Annotated in this window: 16 protein-coding genes; 9 read left to right on the top strand and 7 right to left on the bottom strand. The window is 70.0% G+C overall.

Translation table 11 applies throughout. The features are described from left to right. Window positions 1-36 precede the first annotated feature (36 nt). Entirely contained in the window at window positions 37-1,065 is a 1,029-nt protein-coding gene (locus AC1Q87_RS20645) for a ribonucleotide-diphosphate reductase subunit beta (RefSeq protein ID WP_492610710.1), read from the top strand. Between the two features lie 142 nt (window positions 1,066-1,207). Here the strand turns inward: AC1Q87_RS20645 and AC1Q87_RS20640 are convergent, their stop codons facing one another. Continuing rightward, the gene (locus AC1Q87_RS20640; protein WP_492610709.1) at window positions 1,208-1,813 is read right to left on the bottom strand and encodes a class I SAM-dependent methyltransferase; all 606 of its coding nucleotides are present in this window, start codon (window positions 1,811-1,813) and stop codon (window positions 1,208-1,210) included. A gap of 77 nt (window positions 1,814-1,890) precedes the next feature. Between AC1Q87_RS20640 and AC1Q87_RS20635 the strand changes: the two genes are divergently transcribed. Continuing rightward, on the top strand, window positions 1,891-2,685 hold the full coding sequence (locus AC1Q87_RS20635) for an enoyl-CoA hydratase/isomerase family protein (RefSeq protein WP_492610708.1): 795 nt from the start codon (window positions 1,891-1,893) through the stop codon (window positions 2,683-2,685). 62 nt (window positions 2,686-2,747) lie between these two features. Then, on the top strand, window positions 2,748-3,749 hold the full coding sequence (locus AC1Q87_RS20630) for a pyridoxamine 5'-phosphate oxidase family protein (protein WP_492610707.1): 1,002 nt from the start codon (window positions 2,748-2,750) through the stop codon (window positions 3,747-3,749). Between the two features lie 4 nt (window positions 3,750-3,753). Here AC1Q87_RS20630 and htpX read toward each other — a convergent pair whose 3' ends face one another. The 4 genes from htpX to AC1Q87_RS20610 all read right to left on the bottom strand — a co-directional run bounded on the left by htpX (window position 3,754) and on the right by AC1Q87_RS20610 (window position 8,669). Beyond that, window positions 3,754-4,728 (bottom strand): zinc metalloprotease HtpX, encoded by a 975-nt coding sequence (gene htpX, locus AC1Q87_RS20625; protein ID WP_492610706.1) that lies wholly within the window; start codon window positions 4,726-4,728, stop codon window positions 3,754-3,756. A 68-nt stretch (window positions 4,729-4,796) separates the two neighbouring features. Beyond that, window positions 4,797-5,624: an alpha/beta fold hydrolase gene (locus tag AC1Q87_RS20620; RefSeq protein ID WP_492610705.1), complete on the bottom strand. Its 828-nt coding sequence runs from the start codon at window positions 5,622-5,624 to the stop codon at window positions 4,797-4,799. A gap of 117 nt (window positions 5,625-5,741) precedes the next feature. Next, window positions 5,742-7,226 (bottom strand): putative bifunctional diguanylate cyclase/phosphodiesterase, encoded by a 1,485-nt coding sequence (locus AC1Q87_RS20615; protein WP_492610704.1) that lies wholly within the window; start codon window positions 7,224-7,226, stop codon window positions 5,742-5,744. Between the two features lie 192 nt (window positions 7,227-7,418). Next, a complete protein-coding gene (locus AC1Q87_RS20610) occupies window positions 7,419-8,669 on the bottom strand; it encodes a dicarboxylate/amino acid:cation symporter (RefSeq protein ID WP_492610703.1) in 1,251 nt (416 codons plus the stop codon). A gap of 122 nt (window positions 8,670-8,791) precedes the next feature. Here AC1Q87_RS20610 and AC1Q87_RS20605 point away from each other — a divergent pair, with 122 nt between their 5' ends. Continuing rightward, a complete protein-coding gene (locus tag AC1Q87_RS20605; RefSeq protein ID WP_492610702.1) occupies window positions 8,792-10,240 on the top strand; it encodes an AMP nucleosidase in 1,449 nt (482 codons plus the stop codon). Between the two features lie 144 nt (window positions 10,241-10,384). Here the strand turns inward: AC1Q87_RS20605 and AC1Q87_RS20600 are convergent, their stop codons facing one another. Beyond that, complete coding sequence (locus AC1Q87_RS20600) at window positions 10,385-12,415, bottom strand: TonB-dependent receptor domain-containing protein (protein ID WP_492610701.1); 2,031 nt, start codon at window positions 12,413-12,415, stop codon at window positions 10,385-10,387. A gap of 64 nt (window positions 12,416-12,479) precedes the next feature. Here AC1Q87_RS20600 and AC1Q87_RS20595 point away from each other — a divergent pair, with 64 nt between their 5' ends. Beyond that, entirely contained in the window at window positions 12,480-13,259 is a 780-nt protein-coding gene (locus AC1Q87_RS20595; protein ID WP_492610700.1) for a hypothetical protein, read from the top strand. 163 nt (window positions 13,260-13,422) lie between these two features. After that, complete coding sequence (locus tag AC1Q87_RS20590; protein WP_492610699.1) at window positions 13,423-14,094, top strand: CerR family C-terminal domain-containing protein; 672 nt, start codon at window positions 13,423-13,425, stop codon at window positions 14,092-14,094. On the opposite strand, the gene AC1Q87_RS20585 is transcribed toward AC1Q87_RS20590, so the two are convergent. Next, window positions 14,091-14,963 carry a LysR family transcriptional regulator gene (locus tag AC1Q87_RS20585; protein WP_492610698.1) on the bottom strand — a complete coding sequence of 291 codons (873 nt, stop codon included), beginning with the start codon at window positions 14,961-14,963 and terminating at the stop codon, window positions 14,091-14,093. The genes AC1Q87_RS20590 and AC1Q87_RS20585 overlap by 4 nt on opposite strands. A gap of 81 nt (window positions 14,964-15,044) precedes the next feature. Between AC1Q87_RS20585 and AC1Q87_RS20580 the strand changes: the two genes are divergently transcribed. The 3 genes from AC1Q87_RS20580 (at window position 15,045) to AC1Q87_RS20570 (ending at window position 18,268) form a co-directional block, all read left to right on the top strand. Beyond that, window positions 15,045-16,049: a YeiH family protein gene (locus AC1Q87_RS20580; RefSeq protein ID WP_492610697.1), complete on the top strand. Its 1,005-nt coding sequence runs from the start codon at window positions 15,045-15,047 to the stop codon at window positions 16,047-16,049. A 50-nt stretch (window positions 16,050-16,099) separates the two neighbouring features. Beyond that, entirely contained in the window at window positions 16,100-16,873 is a 774-nt protein-coding gene (locus tag AC1Q87_RS20575; RefSeq protein WP_492610696.1) for a tyrosine-protein phosphatase, read from the top strand. Between the two features lie 225 nt (window positions 16,874-17,098). After that, a complete protein-coding gene (locus AC1Q87_RS20570; protein WP_492610695.1) occupies window positions 17,099-18,268 on the top strand; it encodes a pyridoxal-phosphate-dependent aminotransferase family protein in 1,170 nt (389 codons plus the stop codon). Window positions 18,269-18,316 lie beyond the last annotated feature (48 nt).

The following is an 18,316-nucleotide window of genomic DNA, read 5'->3' as shown; positions in this document are numbered from 1 at the left end:
CTCCAACACCAGCCGTCAGATTCGAAAGCCGCACCCGTGACCGCGACGTCCGCTCAGCCCGGCCTGCTCACTCCGTCCTTCGCCTACAAGCCGTTCCGCTATCCGTGGGCCTACGACTTCTGGAAGAAGCAGCAGCAGGTCCACTGGATGCCCGAAGAGGTGCCGCTGGGCGAAGACCTCAAGGACTGGGCGGCCAAGCTCAACGACAAGGAGCGCAATCTCCTCACCCAGATCTTCCGGTTCTTCACCCAATCGGACGTCGAGGTGAACGACAACTACATGGAACGCTACAGCCGCGTCTTCAAACCCACCGAGGTGAAGATGATGCTGGCCTCGTTCTCCAATATGGAGACGATCCACATCGCGGCCTACGCCCTGCTGCTCGAAACCATCGGCATGCCCGATAGCGAGTTCACGGCGTTCCTGGATTACCAGGAGATGCGCGACAAGCACGACTACATGCAGAAGTTCGGCGTCGACTCGAACGCCGACATCGCCCGCACGCTGGCCATGTTCGGCGGCTTCACCGAGGGGCTGCAGCTGTTCGCCAGCTTCGCGATGCTGCTGAACTTCCCGCGCCACAACAAGATGAAGGGCATGGGCCAGATCGTCTCGTGGTCGGTGCGCGACGAGAGCCTGCACTGCGAGGGCATCATCAAGCTCTACCACGCGTTCAACAAGGAGACCGGCGCGGTCACCAAGAGCGTGGGCGACGACATCATCGACTGCTGCAAGACCGTCGTCGGCCTGGAAGACGCCTTCATCGACCTGGCGTTCAACGCCGGCGAGGTCCAGGGCATGACCCCGGAAGACATCAAGCAGTACATCCGCTTCATCGCCGATTGGCGCCTGCGCCAGCTGCATCTGCCGGAAGTCTACGGCGTGAAGGAGAACCCGCTGCCCTGGCTGCAGTCGATGCTCTCGGGCGTCGAGCACGCCAACTTCTTCGAGGCCCGCTCGACCGAGTACTCGAAGGCCGCGACCAAGGGCCAATGGCACGGCGCCGACGGCGTCTGGTCCTCGTTCGACAACCTGCTCGCCAAGCGCAACGAGCCGGCGGAGTAAGTCTCAGGTGTCATCCCGGAAGCCGCGTAGCGGCTGTCCGGGACCCATGAACACCGGATGTTCGTAGGCTTGACGCGATCGCTGCAGGCATCGATGCGACCCGGTCTTGCTTCGCAAACCGGGATGACATTTCCGGGACGCGCTACCCCTTCACCGCATCCACGAACAGCCAGTCGCGCATCACGCCGTCGAAGCCGCCGCCCTTGCCAGGCGTGATTGTCAGCGTCGCCCAGTCGCCCGCCGCGCCATAGGCGGCCCGCAGCCGCGCCTCGTCTGGGAAATTGTAGTAGCGGCCCAGGCTGTCGCGCCCGCCGCCGTCGCCGGCCTTGAACCCGGCCTTGAACCCGGCGTTGAACCGCCCGCCCGGCTTCAGCGCCCGATGGATGCGGCCCAGCACGTCGGCCAGCCCGTCCTCGGGCACATGCAGCAGGCAGGCGTTGGCCCAGACGCCGTCATAGACGCCGACCTCGTCCAGCTCCTCGAACCGCATCACCCGCACCGGCCGTCCCAGCCGCGCCTGCGCCTGCGCCGCCAGTCCGGCCGAGCCGTCGGTGGGCGTGACGTCGAACCCGGCGGCGCTCATCAGCTCGGCGTCCTGGCCGCCGCCGCAGCCCAGCTCCAGAATGCGGGCCCGCGGCCGCAGCTGTTCGAGGAAGGCCTGCAGCCGCACCGGCGCGCCTCGCTTGCGCGCGGCATAGGCCGCGGCCTCGCGGTCGTAGAAGGCCAGGGTGTCGGCGTCGTGCAGCATGGGCGGTCCCCTAAGGTCTGGCCTCCACCTCCCACCGCGTTCATTGTCGCGTCAACGCAAGAACGAGGGGAAACGCCATGTCCAAGCTTGTCGAGACGTCCGACGCCGGCCACGTCCGCACCATCCGCCTGAACCGTCCGGAGAAGAAGAACGCGCTCTCCCAGCAGCTGGCCTGGGGCGTGATCGAGGCGGTCGACGCGGCCGCCCGCGACGACAACGTCTGGGTCGTGGCGCTGACCGGCTCGGGCGACGCCTTCTGCGCCGGCCTCGATCTCTCGGGTTCCGAGCCCTACCACCCGGACTCCGAAATGACCGCCCAGCTCGACGACATCAGCTGGGTCGGCCAGTTCGTGCTCGCCTTGCGCAAGCGCTGCGACAAGCCGGTGGTCGGCGGGATCAACGGCGTGGCCGTCGGCGCGGGCCTCGGCCTGGCCATGGCCACCGACGTGCGCCTGGTCGCCTCCAGCGCGCGGCTGATGGCCGGCTATACCCGCATCGGCGGCTCGCCGGACGCCGGCCTCACCATCACCCTGCCGCAGGTCATGGGCTATGAGCGCGCCATGCGCTTCATGATGGAGAACCGCACCGTCGTCGGCGCCGAGGCCCTGGCCTGGGGCATGGCCGGCGAGGCGGTCGACGACGCGAACTTCCACGCCCGGCTGGCCGAGTACTGCGCCCAGCTCTGCGAGTGGTCGCCGATCACCCTGCGCCTGCTCAAGCGCGGCATCGTGAAGTCCTACGAGTCGATCGATATGGAGCAGCAGCTCCGCTACGAGGTCTCCAACATCGGCCGCGCCTTCCGCAGCGAGGACGGCCAGGAAGCCCGCCGCGCCTTCCTCGAAAAGCGCAAGCCGGTGTTCCAGGGCCGTTGATCGCGCTGTTGCGAATGAATATCAACTAGAGCAAGGTGGTCGGACCTCGTCAGGAGCCGTCGATGTCCGACACCATTTCCTCGATCGCCAAACTCGAAGACTGCATCGGCGCCGCCGGCCTGCCGGTGAAGATGAAGATCATCGACCATCTGGATGTCACGGCGGCGCAGTGGATCGCCGCCTCGCCGGTGGCTTTCGTGGGGCTGGCCGCCGACGATGGTCCCCGCGTGGCGGTGGCCGGCGGCCCGGCCGGCTTTGCGCGGGTCAAGAACGCCGGGACCCTGGCCATACCCTTGGCCGCCATCGCTCCGGCGACGCCGCCGCAGGTCGGACGCGGCGCCGGCGTGCTGTTCCTGGTCCCCGGCGTCGGGGAGACCCTGCGCGCCAACGGCGCGGTCAAGGCGGTCAGCGCGACCGAACTGGAGATCGCCGTCGAGGAGTGCTTCGTGCACTGCGCCAAGGCGCTGATCCGCTCGGATTTCTGGAACCCCGGGCCGGCCGCCGCGCCCGACGATCCCGCCGCCTTCGTCGACGCCTCGCGCTTTCTGGCCCTGGCGACCATGGACGCCCAGGGACGGATCGACATCAGTCCCAAGGGCGATCCCGCGGGCCTGCTGGTCCGCATGGAGGGCGACCGCGCCACCCTGGCCGAGCGCCCGGGCAACCGGCTGGCCTTCGGCTACCGCAACATGATCGAGCAGCCCAAGGTCGCGGCGCTGTGCATCATCCCCGGCGCCCTGACCGTGGCCGTGCTGCGCGGCCAGGCCCACCTGACCCGGGACGAGGCCGTCCGCGCCGCTTTCGTGGTGGAGGAGAAGACGCCGCTCCTGGCGACGGTCATCGACGGCGCGCAGCCGGCGGTCCAGGCCAGCGCCGCGCTGGAGCGCGCCGGGCTTTGGACCCGCGCGCCGGCGACGCCGCAGATCGATCCCGCCGCGACCCTGGTCGCGCATCTGAAGCTCAACAAGGCGCGCGGCGCGGCCGCGACCCTGCTGCGGTTGGCGACCAATCGCGGCCTGGTCGCCAAGGGCCTGGAGACCAACTACCGCAACGACCTCTACTAGGCCGCTAGCTGTTCCAGGGGCCGCCTTGCGGCTTGCGCGGTTCGGTGGTCGGCACCGCGGTCGAGCCGCCGCCCCAACGGCCGCCGCCGCTGACGATCGGGTCCTGCTGGCGCGGCGGCGCGCCGCGTCCGCCGACCATCTTCATCAGCGCCGCGACGCGGTTGCCGGTGGCCGGGTGGGTCGAGAACAGGTTGTCCGCGCCGCGGCCCGCCAGCGGGTTGATGATGAACATCTGGCCGGTGGCCGGATTGCGCTCGGCGGTGACGTTGACGATGCCGTGGGCGTAGGCCTCGATCTTCTGCAGCGCGCTGGCCAGCGCCTGCGGGTCGCCGCTGATCTCGGCGCCGTGCTTGTCGGCCTCGTATTCGCGGCCGCGGCTGATCGCCATCTGCACCAGCGCCGCGGCCATCGGGGCCAGCACCATCAGCGCGATGGTGCCGATGATCCCGCCGGGCCGCTCGCGGTCGTTGCCGCCGAAGAACAGCGCGAAGTTGGCCAGCGACGAGATCGCCCCGGCCAGGGTCGCGGTGATGGTCATGGTCAGGGTGTCGCGGTTCTTCACGTGCGCCAGTTCGTGCGCCATCACCCCGCGGATCTCGCGGCGGTCCAGCATGCGCAGCAGGCCGACGGTGGCGGCCACCGCGGCGTGTTCGGGATCGCGGCCGGTGGCGAAGGCGTTCGGCTGCTCGGTCTCCATCACATAGACCTTCGGGCGCGGCATGTTGGCCCGGTCGGCGAGCTCGTAGACGTCGTTGACGTAGTTGCGCAGCAGCGGGTCGGAGGTGCTCACGTCGACTTCGCGCGCGCCGTACATGCGCAGCACGATCTTGTCGGAGTTCCAGTAGCTGAAGAAGTTCATCGCCACGCCGAGGGCGAGCGCGATGGCCATGCCGGTCGGTCCGCCGATCAGGTAGCCGATCCCGACGAACAGGGCGGTCATGCCCGCCAGCAACATGAAGGTGCGAAGGTGGTTGTGCATGGGCGCGGATATGGGGGCGCGGAGGGCGGCTGCGCAAGGCGTAGCCGCCCTCCCGTCGTCCGATTTCGTCAGGCCTGGATGAAGGCCAGCAGGTCCGGATTTACGATCTCCGGATGGGTCGTGCACATGCCGTGCGGCAGGCCCGGATAGACCTTCAGCTCGCCCTTCTTCAGCAGCTTGATCGAGAGCAGGGCGGAGTCGGCGATCGGCACGATCTGGTCGTCGTCGCCGTGCATGACCAGAACCGGAACCTCGATCGCGCGCAGGTCCTCGGTGAAGTCGGTCTCCGAGAACGCCTTGATGCACTCGTAGTGGGCGTTGGCCGCGCCCATCATCCCCTGGCGCCACCAGTTGTCGATCACCCCCTCCGACACCTTCGCGCCGGGGCGGTTGAAGCCGTAGAACGGCCCGGCCGGAATATCGTGGAAGAACTGCGCCCGGTTGGCGACCAGGCCGGCGCGGAAGCCGTCGAACACCTCGATCGGCAGGCCGCCGGGGTTCTTGTCCGACTTGACCATGATCGGCGGCACCGCGCCGATCAGCACCGCCTTGCCGACCCGGCCGCCGCCGCCGTGGCGGGCGACATAGCGGGCGACCTCGCCGCCGCCGGTCGAGTGGCCGATGTGCACGGCGTCCTTCAGGTCCAGGTGCGCGGCCAGCGCCGCCATGTCGGCGGCGTAGGTGTCCATCTCGTGCCCGCCCGAGGTCTGGGTCGAGCGCCCGTGCCCACGACGGTCGTGGGCGATCACGCGGAAGCCTTTGGCCAGGAAGAACATCATCTGCGCGTCCCAGTCATCGGCGCTCAGCGGCCAGCCGTGGTGGAATACGATGGGACGTCCCGAGCCCCAGTCCTTGTAGAAGATCTCGGCGCCGTCGGTGGTGGTGATGGTCGGCATCGTCCCTGCTCCGCTGTTGATCGCCGTCGCGCCGGGCGCGGCGCCGGGCATCTCGCGGGGTGGGGAGCGGTTTGTCGAGTCGGGCCGGCGCCCTAGCCGGCGGCCTGCGCCAATTGCCTAGAAGGCGGCCGTGCGGAGGGTCGCGGCGGCGGCCATGATCCGGTCGGTGGGCGCCTCGGCGCCGGCGGCCTGCTCGCGCATCAGCGCCTCGCAGGCATCGCCCGGCATCGGGCGGGCGAACAGGTAGCCCTGCATGCGGTCGGCGCCGGCGGCGCGCAGGAAGATGGCCTGGGCCTCGTCCTCGACCCCCTCGGCGACGATGCGGGCGTCCAGCGACTTGGCGGCGCCGAGCATGGCGCGGACCAGCTTGGAGACCCGCGGGTCGCGGCCGACCCCGCCGATCAGAGACTGGTCCAGCTTCACGGTGTGAATCGGCAGCTGCAGCAGCGCGCGCAGGTTCGAATAGCCGGTGCCGAAGTCGTCCAGCGCGATGCGCACCCCGCGCGAGGCCAGCCGCTCGATGTGGCGGCGCGCCAGGCTCAGGTCGTGCACCAGGAAGGTCTCGGTGATCTCGACGGTCAGCGCCGTGGCGGGCAGGTCGGTGTCGGCCAGCCGCGCGATCAGCTTGCGTGAGAAGGCCGGGTCCAGCAGCTCGCGCTGCGAGACGTTGCACGAGATCGTGTCGATCATGCCCTCGGCCACCCAGGGCGCGGCGCGCTGGCAGGCGGACTGGAAGATCGCCCCGTCCAGTTCACCGATCAGGCCCAGCTCCTCGGCCAGCGGCACGAACACGCCGGGCGGGATCATGCCGCGCTCGGCGTGGTTCCAGCGGGCCAGCACCTCGGCGGCGATGATGCGGCCGTCGGCGGCGTTCACCACCGGCTGGAACCAGGGGACGATGTCGCCGGCCGGGATCGCGCGGCGCAGCTCGGTCTCCAGGCTGTTGCGGGCCTCGGTGGCGGCGCGGAGGTCCTCGTCGAAGGCCGCCCAGCGGCTGCCGCCGGCGGTCTTGGCGCGATAGAGCGCGATGTCGGCGAACCGCTGCAGGTCGGCGGCGTCGGCGGCATCGGTCGGATAGACCGCCAGTCCGACCGACGCGCCAGGCGCGATCGCCCGGCCATATATGGTGTGGGTCTGGGTCAGGGCCGAGGTCAGCTCGGCGGCCCGCACGGCGGCGTCGGCGCCGGCGGCGATCACCGCGAACTCGTCGCCGCCCAGGCGCGAGACGACGTCGCCCTCGCGGGCGTCGGCCTTCAGCCGGCGGCCGATCTCGACCAGCAGCTGGTCGCCGGCGTCATGGCCCAGGCTGTCGTTGAGGTTCTTGAAGCGGTCGAGGTCGATGACCAGCAGCGCGACCGGCTCGCCGCTGCGCTGGGCCTCTTCCAGCCGCCCGACCAGGGCGGCGGTGAAGGCGCCGCGGTTGAGCAGCCCGGTCAGGCTGTCGGTCCGCGCCAGATGCATGGTGAGCGCGCGCTCGGTCTCGAGCTCCTCGATGCGCGCGGCCAGGCTCGCCGAGACCTGGCGCAGCTCCTGCCGCGCCTCGATCAGCAGCGCCTCGGCGTCGCGGGCCGCAGGTTCGATGGGTTGAGCGAAGGGGTTCACGGCGGTTCAGGCCCCCGGACGCCGTCCGGCCGGGCCCATGGAATCCGCCGCGGATCCCACAAACTCCGTCAAGACGATGCCCTTCATGCCGCCCCCTTCCGCATGTCCTGATAAATCAGGGTTACGCGTAATATGCGGCAATCCCGGAATCGTCCGTTAACGGGCGCCCGGAATGGGCGCCCGTCAGGGGCGTCAGGCGCGGGCGGCTTCGCTCTCGCCGGGCTCCTCGATCTGGTTCTCCCACTTGGCGACCACGGCGGCGGCCACCGAGTTGCCGACCACGTTGGTGGCGCTGCGGCCCATGTCCAGCAGGTGGTCGACGCCGAGGATCAGCAGCAGGCCGGCCTCGGGCAGGTCGAAGTAGGTGAGGGTGGCGGCGATCACCACCAGCGAGGCGCGCGGCACCCCGGCCATGCCCTTCGAGGTCACCATCAGCAGCAGCAGCATGGTGATCTGCTGGCCGATGGTCAGTTCGATGCCATAGGCCTGGGCGATGAACATCACCGCGAAGGTGCAGTACATCATCGAGCCGTCGAGGTTGAACGAGTAGCCCAGCGGCAGCACGAAGCTGGAGATCCGGCGCGACAGGCCGAACTTCTGCAGCTCTTCCAGGGTCCGCGGATAGGCCGCTTCCGACGAGGCGGTGGCGAAGGCCAGCAGCGCCGGCTGGCGGATCGCGCCCAGCAGCTTCAGCGCGCGCTTGCCGACGATCAGGATGGCCGCCAGGCTCAGCAGGCCCCACAGCACGCCGAGCGAGGCGTAGAAGCCCAGCACGAACTTGGCGTAGTCGACCAGCACGCCCAGGCCCTGGGTCGAGATGGTGGCGGCCAGCGCCGCGAAGATCGCCAGCGGCGCGGTCTTCATGACGTAGCCGGTGACCTTCAGCATGATGTTGGCGATCTGGTCGACCAGGGCGGTGACGGCCGGGGCCTTGTCGTCCAGGGCCGCAACGGCGGTGCCGACGAACACCGAGAACACCACGATCTGCAGGATCTCGTTGTTGGCCATCGCCTCGACGATCGACTTCGGCACCAGGTGGGTGACGAACTCCTTCAGCGTCAGCTTGCTGGCATCGACCGCGCCCGCCGCGTGGCCGGCGCTGTCGACCAGGCCCATGCCGACGCCCGGCTGGATCAGGTGCACCATGATCAGGCCGATGGTCAGCGAGACGATCGAGGCGGTGATGAACCAGGCCATGGTCTTGACGCCGACCCGGCCGATGGAGGCGGCGTCTTCCATGTGCGCGATGCCTGCGACCAGGGTCGAGAACACCAGCGGGGCGATGATCATCTTGATCAGCCGCAGGAAGACGTCGGTGATGATGGTCAGGTTTTCGGCGACGGACTTGGCCTGTTCGGGGCTCAGACCCTGGTTCACGCCCCAGCCGACGAGGACCCCGAGCACCATCGCCCCAACAATGAAGGCGGTGAAAAGTCTGTTCATGGCGGGTCCCCCAACGTCACTAGAGCTGGCCTTGTGCCGAGAATGGGGGCTTTCGTCCATAGCTTTGCAAAAGCGTGAAAGAGACGTCTCGCAACCTGCACAAGAGCAGGCTAAACTGACCCATGTTCAACGAAGAAAAAGCAGCCGCCATCGTCGAGCGGCTTAATACCGAATATCAGACGACCGTCGAAGCTCTGCGGAGCGCCTTGAAAACCTTCCTGGCCGGCGGCCCTCCGCCCAGCGCCGCGTCCCGCGCCGAAGGAATTTTCGCCTATCCCGAACTGCGGCTGACCTGGCCTCCTGGCCACAGCTACCCGCGCCTGTCGCGCGCCTACGCCCGGCTGTCGCAGCCCGGCGCCTACTCGGTGACGGTGACCCGGCCGGACCTCTACCGCGACTATTTGACCGAGCAGATCAGCCTGCTGATGGCCGACTTCGACGTCACCATCGAGGTCGGGCGCTCGCGCCAGGAGATGCCGTTCCCCTACGTGCTGGACGGCGCCGTCGACCTGGCGATGGCCGACATCGGCTCGGCGCAGATCGCCCGCCACTTCCCGACCACCGAGCTGGCCCATATCGGCGACGAGATCGCCGACGGCTTCTGGGACGCCAGCCTGGAGCCGACCCGGCCGCTGGCCCTGTTCGACGGCCTGCGCACCGACTTCTCGCTGGCGCGGCTCGCGCACTACACCGGCACTCCGGCCGAGCACGTGCAGCCCTACATCCTGTTCACCAACTACCATCGCTACGTCGATGAGTTCGTGCGCTGGGGCTGCCAGCAGATCCGCGAAGGCCATTACGACGCCCTCTCGGCCGCTGGCCGCGTCCTGGTCACCGCTGAAACCGAGAACCCCGAGCAGGTGATCGCCGACGGCGCCTGGCGCCGCCACCAGATGCCGGCCTACCACCTGATGGCCAAGGGCAAGCGCGGCCTGACCCTGGTCAACATCGGCGTCGGCCCGTCGAACGCCAAGACCATCACCGACCACCTGGCGGTGCTGCGGCCGCAGGCCTGGCTGATGATCGGCCACTGCGGCGGCCTGCGCGGCTCGCAGACCATCGGCGACTACGTCCTGGCCCACGCCTATCTGCGCGACGACCATGTGCTCGACGACGTGCTGCCGCCGGAGATCCCGATCCCGCCGATCGCCGAGATCCAGGTGGCGATGAACCGGGCCGCCGAGACCGTCACCGGCGAGAGCGGCGAGATGCTGAAGCGCCGGCTGCGCACCGGCACGGTGGTGACCACCGACGACCGCAACTGGGAGCTCCGCTTCTCATCGTCGTCGCTGCGGTTCAATCAATCGCGGGCGGTCGCCATCGACATGGAAAGCGCCACCATCGCGGCCCAGGGCTACCGCTTCCGGGTGCCCTACGGGACGCTGCTCTGCGTGTCGGACAAGCCGCTGCACGGCGAGATCAAGCTGCCCGGCCAGGCCAACGCCTTCTACGAACGCGCCATCGGCCAGCACCTGCAGATCGGCATCGCCACCATGGACCTCCTGCGCGAGGAGGGCCCCAAGCTCCACTCGCGCAAACTCCGCAGCTTCGACGAGCCGCCGTTCCGGTAAGGCGCGCCGCCATCCGTCTCGTCATCCCCGGCCGCGCACGCGTGCCGGGGATCCATAAGCGCCTGCGTATCCTGGTCAGGCTCGGCGTCTATGGATGGCCGGGACCTGGCGGCCCGGCCATGACGACTTGAGTGGGAGCAATTCCTAGAACCGCGTCCGCAGCCCGACCGCGAAGTTGCGGCCGCGCAGCGGCGCGACGTCGGTGATGAACGAGGCGTGGTTCAGCGCCTTCTCGTCCAGCAGGTTGGTCCCGCGCACGAACACCTGGCTGGCGAAGCCGCCGGCCGCGAAGTCGTAGGCCAGCGTGCCGTTGACCATGTCGTAGCCCGGCGTCTTGGTCTCGAACTGCGCGATGCGGTCCTGCTCGAAGACCCGCACGTATTCCAGGTTCCCCGACCAGTCGCCGCGGGCGAAGTCGCCCCGCACGCCCAGCCGCCCGGCCGGGATGCGCGGCAGGTCGCCGCCGTCGTCGTCGAACTCGGCGCGCACATAGTCGCCGAACACCGCCGCCGACAGGCCCGGCGCGAAGGCGTGGCGGACCTCGCCCTCAACCCCGGTGAAGGTCGCGTCGGCCTGGCTGTAGCGGATCAGCCGGAAGTCCTCGAACTGGTCCAGCGTGCGGGCGAAGATGTAGCCGTCATAGGCGTAGCGATAGACGCTGGCCGAGAAGGTCGTCGCCCCGCCGGTCTTCTTGAGGCCGAGCTCCACCGAATTGGCGGTCTCGACGTCCAGGGTCGCGGTCCCGATCTCGTAGGTGTTGGTCGCCAGGTGAACGCCGCGGGCATAGAGCTCCTGGGCGCTCGGCGCGCGCTGCGAGCGGGCGACCGACAGGCTGAGCGCATAGTCCGGCGCGAACCTCCAGGTCGCCGCCGCCGAGGCCGAGAACGGGCTGTGGTCGGTGTCGACGCGGCCCTGGGCGCGGGCGTCCTGCCACTCCTGGCGCAGGGCGCCTTCGAACCGCCAGTCGCCGAGCTCCAGTTCCTCCAGCACGAAGATCGCCGAGTTGGTCGTGCGGCTCTTGGGGATGAACGACTCCGCCCCGACCGCCGCGAAATCGCTGCGGGCGGTCTGTAGGCCGACCACCCCGCGCAGGGCGCCGATCGGCGCGTGCTGCGCTTCGATCCGCGCGTCATAGCCCTTGTTGGTGAAGGTGGTCGCCACCACGCCGTCGTCGATCTCGTCATGGGCGTAGTCGGTGTAGCCGCCGCGCAGGCGGATGCGCTCGATCCCGGCCAGCGGATCGCGCAGCTCGCCGCGCACGTCGACCCGCTTGCTCTTCAGCTCGACGATCGGCGCGCCGTGGTCGTCGCCCTCGCCATGTTCGTGCTCATGATCGTGGTCATGGCCGCCGCAGTGCAGGCTCGACCCGTGCGGGTGGCAGTCCTCGTACTCGTGGCTGTGGCCGGGCAGGCCGTAGGTGCTGCGCTGGTCGGTATAGGCCGCGCCCAGATAGCCCCGGCTGCCGACCCACGACAGGCCCAGCGTCGCCGTGCGGCTGCGATTGAACGAGCCGTCCAGCGTGTCCTCCGGCCAGTCCGGAACCTCGTAGTCGTCGGCCCGGCGGCCGGCCGCCTCCAGGCGGATCGCGAAATTGCCGGTCCCGCCGGTCACCCCGACCACGCCGGCGCGCTCGTTGTCGGCCGAGCCGAGCCGCACCTCGGCGACGCCCTCGAAGCCGTCGTCGGGAATGGCGGTGGGGATCTTCTTGTCGATCAGGTTGACCGCGCCGCCGATCGCCCCGCCGCCATAGAGCAGGGCGCTCGGGCCGCGCAGGATCTCGATGCCGTCCAGCAGCAGCGGCTCGCCCGACACCGCGTGGTCCGGCGAAACCTCGGAAGCGTCCATCAGCGCCGAGCCGTCGGTCAGCACCTTCACCCGCGGCGCGGTCTGGCCGCGGATCACCGGCCGGCTCGCACCGCCGCCGAAGGTGTCGGAGTTCACGCCCGGCAGGCCGGTCAGGGTCTCGCCCAGCGTCGACTGCCGGCGATGGTCGAGGTCCTGGCCGCGCACCACCGCCACGCTCGAGATCACGTCCTTGTCGGAGCGGCCCAGCGGGTCGCCGGTGACCACGATCTCGCCGACCTCGGTTCCGGGGCCGGATTGGTCGGCCCAGGCCGCGCTGGCGCTCACCGCCGACAGGCTGGCGGCGGCGAGTAGGACAGTTCGAAGTTGCATTTTACGGGACCCCGGCTCATGACTGAAGGGTCGTCCATTATGTTATAACATAACAATCATCAAGATGCTCTCGGCCACCGCTCCCAGAACCTCCGCGCTCTTCCGCCATATCGAACAGCTGCAGGGGGAGGCGCCGTGGGGCGCGTTCCTCGACGCCGGGACCGGCGTGAACTCGGCGCTGTGGTCGACGGCGCTGCCGACCGACCGCTGGTGCGCGGTCACCGGCTCGGCCGGCCATGGCGCGCAGGTCCGCGATCGCGCCGGCGCGCGCCTGCGCCCGCAGGACCGGCTGATCGTCGGCAACTGGACCGACCCGGACCTGCTGGCGGGGGAGGGGTTCGACACCGTGCTGGCCGACTATCTGGTCGGGGCGGTCGAGGGCTTCTCGCCCTACTTCCAGTCGCAGTTGTTCGCGCGGCTGCGGCCGCTGGTGAAGCGGCGAATCTATGTGGTCGGGCTCGATCCCTACATCGTCGGCGAAGCCGAAACCCCCGCCGCCCAGGCGGTCCGCGACATCGGCCGACTGCGCGACGCGGTGCTCCTGCTCGCGGGGGAAACGCCCTATCGCGAGTATCCGGCCGAGTGGGTGGTGAATGCGCTGCAGGCGTCCGGCTACCGGGTGCTGTCGGCGCGCCGGTTCGCCAATCGCTATCGCGAGGCCTGGGTGAACGGGCAGCTCGACATGGCGACACGCCGCCTCGTCAAGCTGCCCGACTCCGCCCTCGCCGCAGCCATGGGGCTGATGATCGAGACAATGCGGGGGAGCAGCCTCGATCTATGCCTGCGGCACGGCGGTCTCGCTCACGGCCATGATTATGTTATTGCGGCCGAGGCGTCCGCCTAAGGGCGGGAGTTTCTCCGAGGGGGTGGTTTCCTCCCGTTCGCGACATGCATCTGTCAGCGAAATCAGCGTTTCACGGAAATCTATCGGACGATAGCAATTTGTCTGTCGTGCGACAGGTTTTCACCCCACTTTGGGGCGCGCCGCTTCTGGGGGAGAATGGACGATGACCTCGGCCAGACCCGATCCGCGACCCGCCGGCTACCGCAAGGGCGACGAGACGCGCGCCCGCATGCTGGACGTCGCCGCCAAGCTGTTTGGTCAGCACGGCTTCGCGGCGGTGACCACCCGCCAGATCGTCGAGGAATCCGAAGCCAGCCTGCCGACCCTCAACTACTATTTCGGCGACAAGAACGGGCTCTACATGGCCTGCGCCGAGGAGATCGCCCTGCGCTACGAGGCCGCGCTCGGCGAGGTCGGCCGCCAGGCCCTGGCGGCGATGCAGGGGCCGATGACGCCGCCGGCCGCCCGCGCCGCCCTCAAGGCGTTCTACGGCGGCCTGATCGACTTCATGCTGGCGGACGAGGACACCAGCAGCTGGGCGCTGTTCATCCATCGTGAGATCGCCGTGCCGGGACCCGCTCACGAGCTGCTCTACTCGCGCCTCTGGGCCCCGGGGATGGAGCTTTCGGCCGCGCTGATCGCCCGCGCCATGGGCCATCCGCGCACCAACACCGAGGCCCAGGTCCGCGCCATCCTGCTGTCCTCCAGCCTCACCGCCTTCCAGGCCGGCCGCGGAGTCTACGGACGCATGCTCGGCGAGGGCGTGTCCCTGCGCGAGCAGTCGGACGTCGTCGCCCGGGTGATCGAGGAAGAGATCGAGCGCCTGGGGACCTAGAGCGCCTCCAGCAGTGCTGCGGCCGCGCGGCTCGGCCGGCGGTCGGGGTGGCGGACCAGGTCGAACGGCCGCGGCGGCAACTCCGGCCCGACGGCGACCAGCGCGCCGCTGGCGATCAGCGGCCGCGCCGCCAGCTCCGACACCGCCGCCAGCAGCCCGCCCTGCGCCACCGCCGCCAGGATCGCCTCGTTCGAGGCCAGCACCAGCGCGCAGGGCAGGGCGCTCGGATCGACCCCCAGGCCGCGCAGCGCCTGCTCGAACTCCGAGCGCGTGCCCGACCCGGCCTCGCGCCGCGCCCAGCGATGGTCGGTCAGCGCCGAGAGCTCGAACGCCTCGCCCCCCGCCAGCGGATGGTCGGGCGTCGCCACCATCGCCAGCCGGTCGGCCCCGACCTGCCGCCGCTCCAGCAGCGGCGCCTCCACCGCGCCCTCGACGAACCCCAGTTCGACCGCCCCGCTCAGCACCGCCTCGGTGACCTGGGCGGTGTTGCCGATCGCCAGGTGCAACTCGACGCCCGGATGGGCCTCTCCGAACGCCGCGAGCCGCGGCGGCAACCAATAGGCTCCGACTGTCTGGCTGGCGAAGATGTCGATGCGCCCGCGTTTCAGCCCGGCCAGGTCGTCCAGCAGCCGGCCGGCGTCGGCGGCGCGGGCCAGCACCGCCCGGGCCTCCGGCAGGAAGGCGCGGCCTGCCTCGCTCAGCGCCAGTCCGCGGCCCACCCGGTCGAACAGCCGCGTGTCGTGCCGCGCCTCCAGCGCCGCGATCGCGGCGCTGGCCGCCGACTGGGTGATGTTCAGCGCCTGCGCGGCGCGCGTCATGTGCTGGCGCTCGGCCACCGCCACGAAGATGCGCAGCTGTTCCAGGGTCATGCTGTTATGATTGGAATTACGGATTGAAATGGCAATAACAATGCGTTGGATCGATTGAATGGAAAGGCGGACAAGGGCGGGATGTCCATCGCCGCCGCCATCCGCGCCCGCCTTCCCGGCGTCCTGCTCTGCGTGTTGCTCGGCCTCGCCGCCGTCGGCCTGCAGGACGTTGAGGTTCGGCTGACCGGCCGCGCCTGGCTGGAGGCGCTGGTCCTCGCCATCCTGCTCGGCGCCGCGGTCCGCACCCTCTGGGCGCCGGGACCGCGGTGGATCGGCGGCATCGAGTTCAGCGCCCGCACCCTGCTCGAACTGGCGGTCGCCCTGCTCGGCCTCGGCGTCAGCGCCGCCAGCCTGGCCGCGGTCGGCCCCGCCATGCTGGTCGGGATCGCCCTGGTCGTCGCGCTCTCGGTGGCGGGCGGCTACGCCATCGCCCGCGCCTTCGGCCTGCCGCGCCGCATGTCGGTGCTGATCGCCGCCGGCAACTCGATCTGCGGCAACTCGGCCATCGCCGCCGTCGCCCCGGTGATCGGCGCCGAGCCGGACGATGTCGCCTCCGCCATCGCCTTCACCGCCGTGCTCGGGGTCGGCGTGGTGCTGGCCGCGCCGGCGCTGGCGGCGCTTCTCGGGCTCTCGCCCATGGCGGCGGGGGCCTTCGCCGGCCTGACCGTCTACGCCGTACCCCAGGTGCTGGCCGCCGCCGCGCCGGCCGGCGCCGCCGCCGTGCAGGTCGGGGCGCTGGTCAAGCTGACCCGGGTGGTCGCGCTCGGGCCCGTGTGCCTGGCGCTCGGCCTGCTGTCGCGCGGCGGCGAGCGCGCCGATCTTCGCCGGCTGGTCCCCTGGTTCGTCGTCGCGTTCCTGGCGCTCGCCGCCCTGCGGGCGAGCGGCCTCGCGCCGCCGGCGATGATCCAGGCCGCCGGCCAGGCCTCGGTCTGGCTGACCATCGCCGCCATGGCCGCGCTCGGCCTGGGGACCGACGTGCGCGCCCTGCTGCGCGCCGGACCGCGGGTCATCGCCGCGGCCAGCCTGTCGCTCCTGCTGCTCGGCCTGCTCGCGCTCGCGCTGCTGACCCTGCTCGGTTGGGCCTGAGGCGTCGCGCCCTCTCGAAATCGTCGCGGGGAGGCGCTAAATCCGCCGCCATGACGACGATCAAATTCGAAGCCATCGACAACTTCCGCGACTTCGGCGGCTACGGCACCGCCTGCGGCCGCGGCCTGAAGGCGGGGCGCCTGTTCCGCTCGGCCAACCACGCCTACGCCACCGACGGCGACCTCGCCGGTCTGCGCGACCTCGGGGTCGGGGTGATCGTCGACCTGCGCCGCCGCCGCGAGCGCGAGCGCGAACCGTCCCGCCGCTGGGAAGGCTTCGCCGGCGCGGTGATCGAGAACGACATCGACGGCCCCGAGCATGACTGGGCCGACGCCCTGAAGGCCGCGTCCAGCGTCAACGCCGACTGGTTCTTCAACGACAGCCTCGGCTTCTACCGCGCCGCGCCGCACGCCGAACGGATGATCGACCTGTTCAGCCGCTACTTCGCCACCCTGGCCAGCACCGAGGGCGCGGTGGTGGTCCACTGCGCGGCCGGCAAGGACCGCACCGGCATGATCTGCGCCCTGACCCACCACATCGCCGGCGTGCACCGCGACGACACCATGGCCGACTACCTGGCCACCAACGACGCCGCCGCCATCGACAAGCGCGTCGAGTTCCTCGGCCCCTGGATCCGCGACCTGACCGGCGTCACCGTCGACGACGCGGGCCTGCGCCAGGCGGTCAGCGTCAACGAGGCCTTCCTCGCCGAAGCCTTCGCGGTGATGGTCGAGCGCCACGGCTCGGTCGACAACTACCTGGCCGAAGTTCTCGGCGTCGACACCGCCCTGCGCGACGCCATCGCGTCGCGGATCCTGCGCTGATCTATCACTAGATCCTCCCCTCGTGGGGGAGGTGGATCGCTGCGCAGCAGCGAGCCGGAGGGGGACCGCTCTCAAGCAGGCGTGAGTCAAAGTCCCCCTCAGTCCGCCAAGGCGGACAGCTCCCCCAGAGGGGGAGCATCTATGGCCTGCAATGGCCGTCCTGGGCTGACATCGCCGCCCTGATCCCCTAAGCGTCCCCGCAACCAACAAAGACGGGGACCAGTCATGCAGAGCTTCCAGCCGCCGCGGCGCATCCTGATGGGGCCCGGCCCCTCCGACGTCAGCCCCCGCGTACTGTCGGCCCTGGCCCGTCCGACCATCGGCCACCTGGACCCGCAGTTCCAAGAGCTGATGGAAGAGATCAAGGGCGCCCTGGCGCGTCTCTTCAATGCGCCAGACCACGCCTGCGTCCCGCTGCCCGCCCCCGGCACCGCCGGCATGGAAGCGGCGATCATGAACCTGCTGGAGCCGGGCGACCGCGCCGTCATCGCCATCAACGGCGCCTTCGGCGGCCGCATGGCCGACATGGCCGACCGCGCCGGCGCCGAGGTGGTGAAGGTCGAGTTCGAATGGGGCAAGCCGGTCGATCCGGCCGCTGTCGAGGAAGCCCTCAAGGCCGCGCCGACCAAGGTCTTCGCCTTCGTCCACGCCGAAACCTCGACCGGCGCGCGCAGCGACGCGGCCACCCTCTGCGGCCTGGCCCGCAAATACGGCGCGCTGTCCGTCGTCGATTGCGTGACCTCGCTGGGCGGGATCACCGTCGATGTCGCCGCCTGGGACGCCGACGCCGTCTATTCCGGCACCCAGAAGTGCCTGTCGGCCCCTCCGGGCCTTTCGCCCTTTGCGCTGTCGAAGCGTGCGCAGGACGCCATCACCGGCCGCAAGACCAAGGTCCGCAACTGGCTCTGCGACTTCAACCTGCTGATGGGCTACTGGGGCGGCGAAGGCGGGCGGACCTATCACCACACCGCGCCGATCAACGCCCTCTACGGCCTGCACGAAAGCCTGGTCGCGCTGTTCGAGGAAGGCCAGCAGGCCGTGCTCGTCCGTCACGCCCGCACCCATGAAGCGCTCGCCGCCGGCATCGAGGCCCTGGGCCTGAAGTTCCTGGTCGCCGAGAAGGACCGCCTGCCGCAGCTCAACGCGGTGATCGTGCCGGACGGCGTCGACGAAGCCGCCGTGCGCGCCTACGTGCTCGACAAGTGGGACCTCGAAATCGGCGCCGGCCTTGGCCCGCTGAAGGGCAAGGTCTGGCGCATCGGCCTGATGGGCGCCTCGGCGACCCCGTGGCACGTCCGTCTGTGCCTCAACGCCCTCTCCGAAGCGCTCGCAGCCCAGGGCTTCAAGGCCGACGGCCAAGCCGCGCTGGCTGCCGCCGACGCCAAGCTGGGCTGATCCAACCCGCTCGTCATGGCCGGGCCGTCAGGTCCCGGCCATCCATAG

This window comes from Phenylobacterium sp. GW823-FHT02A09 (assembly GCF_058797775.1).
Note: the sequence above shows the minus strand (reverse complement) of the source record. Positions and strands in the feature narration are given on the sequence as shown.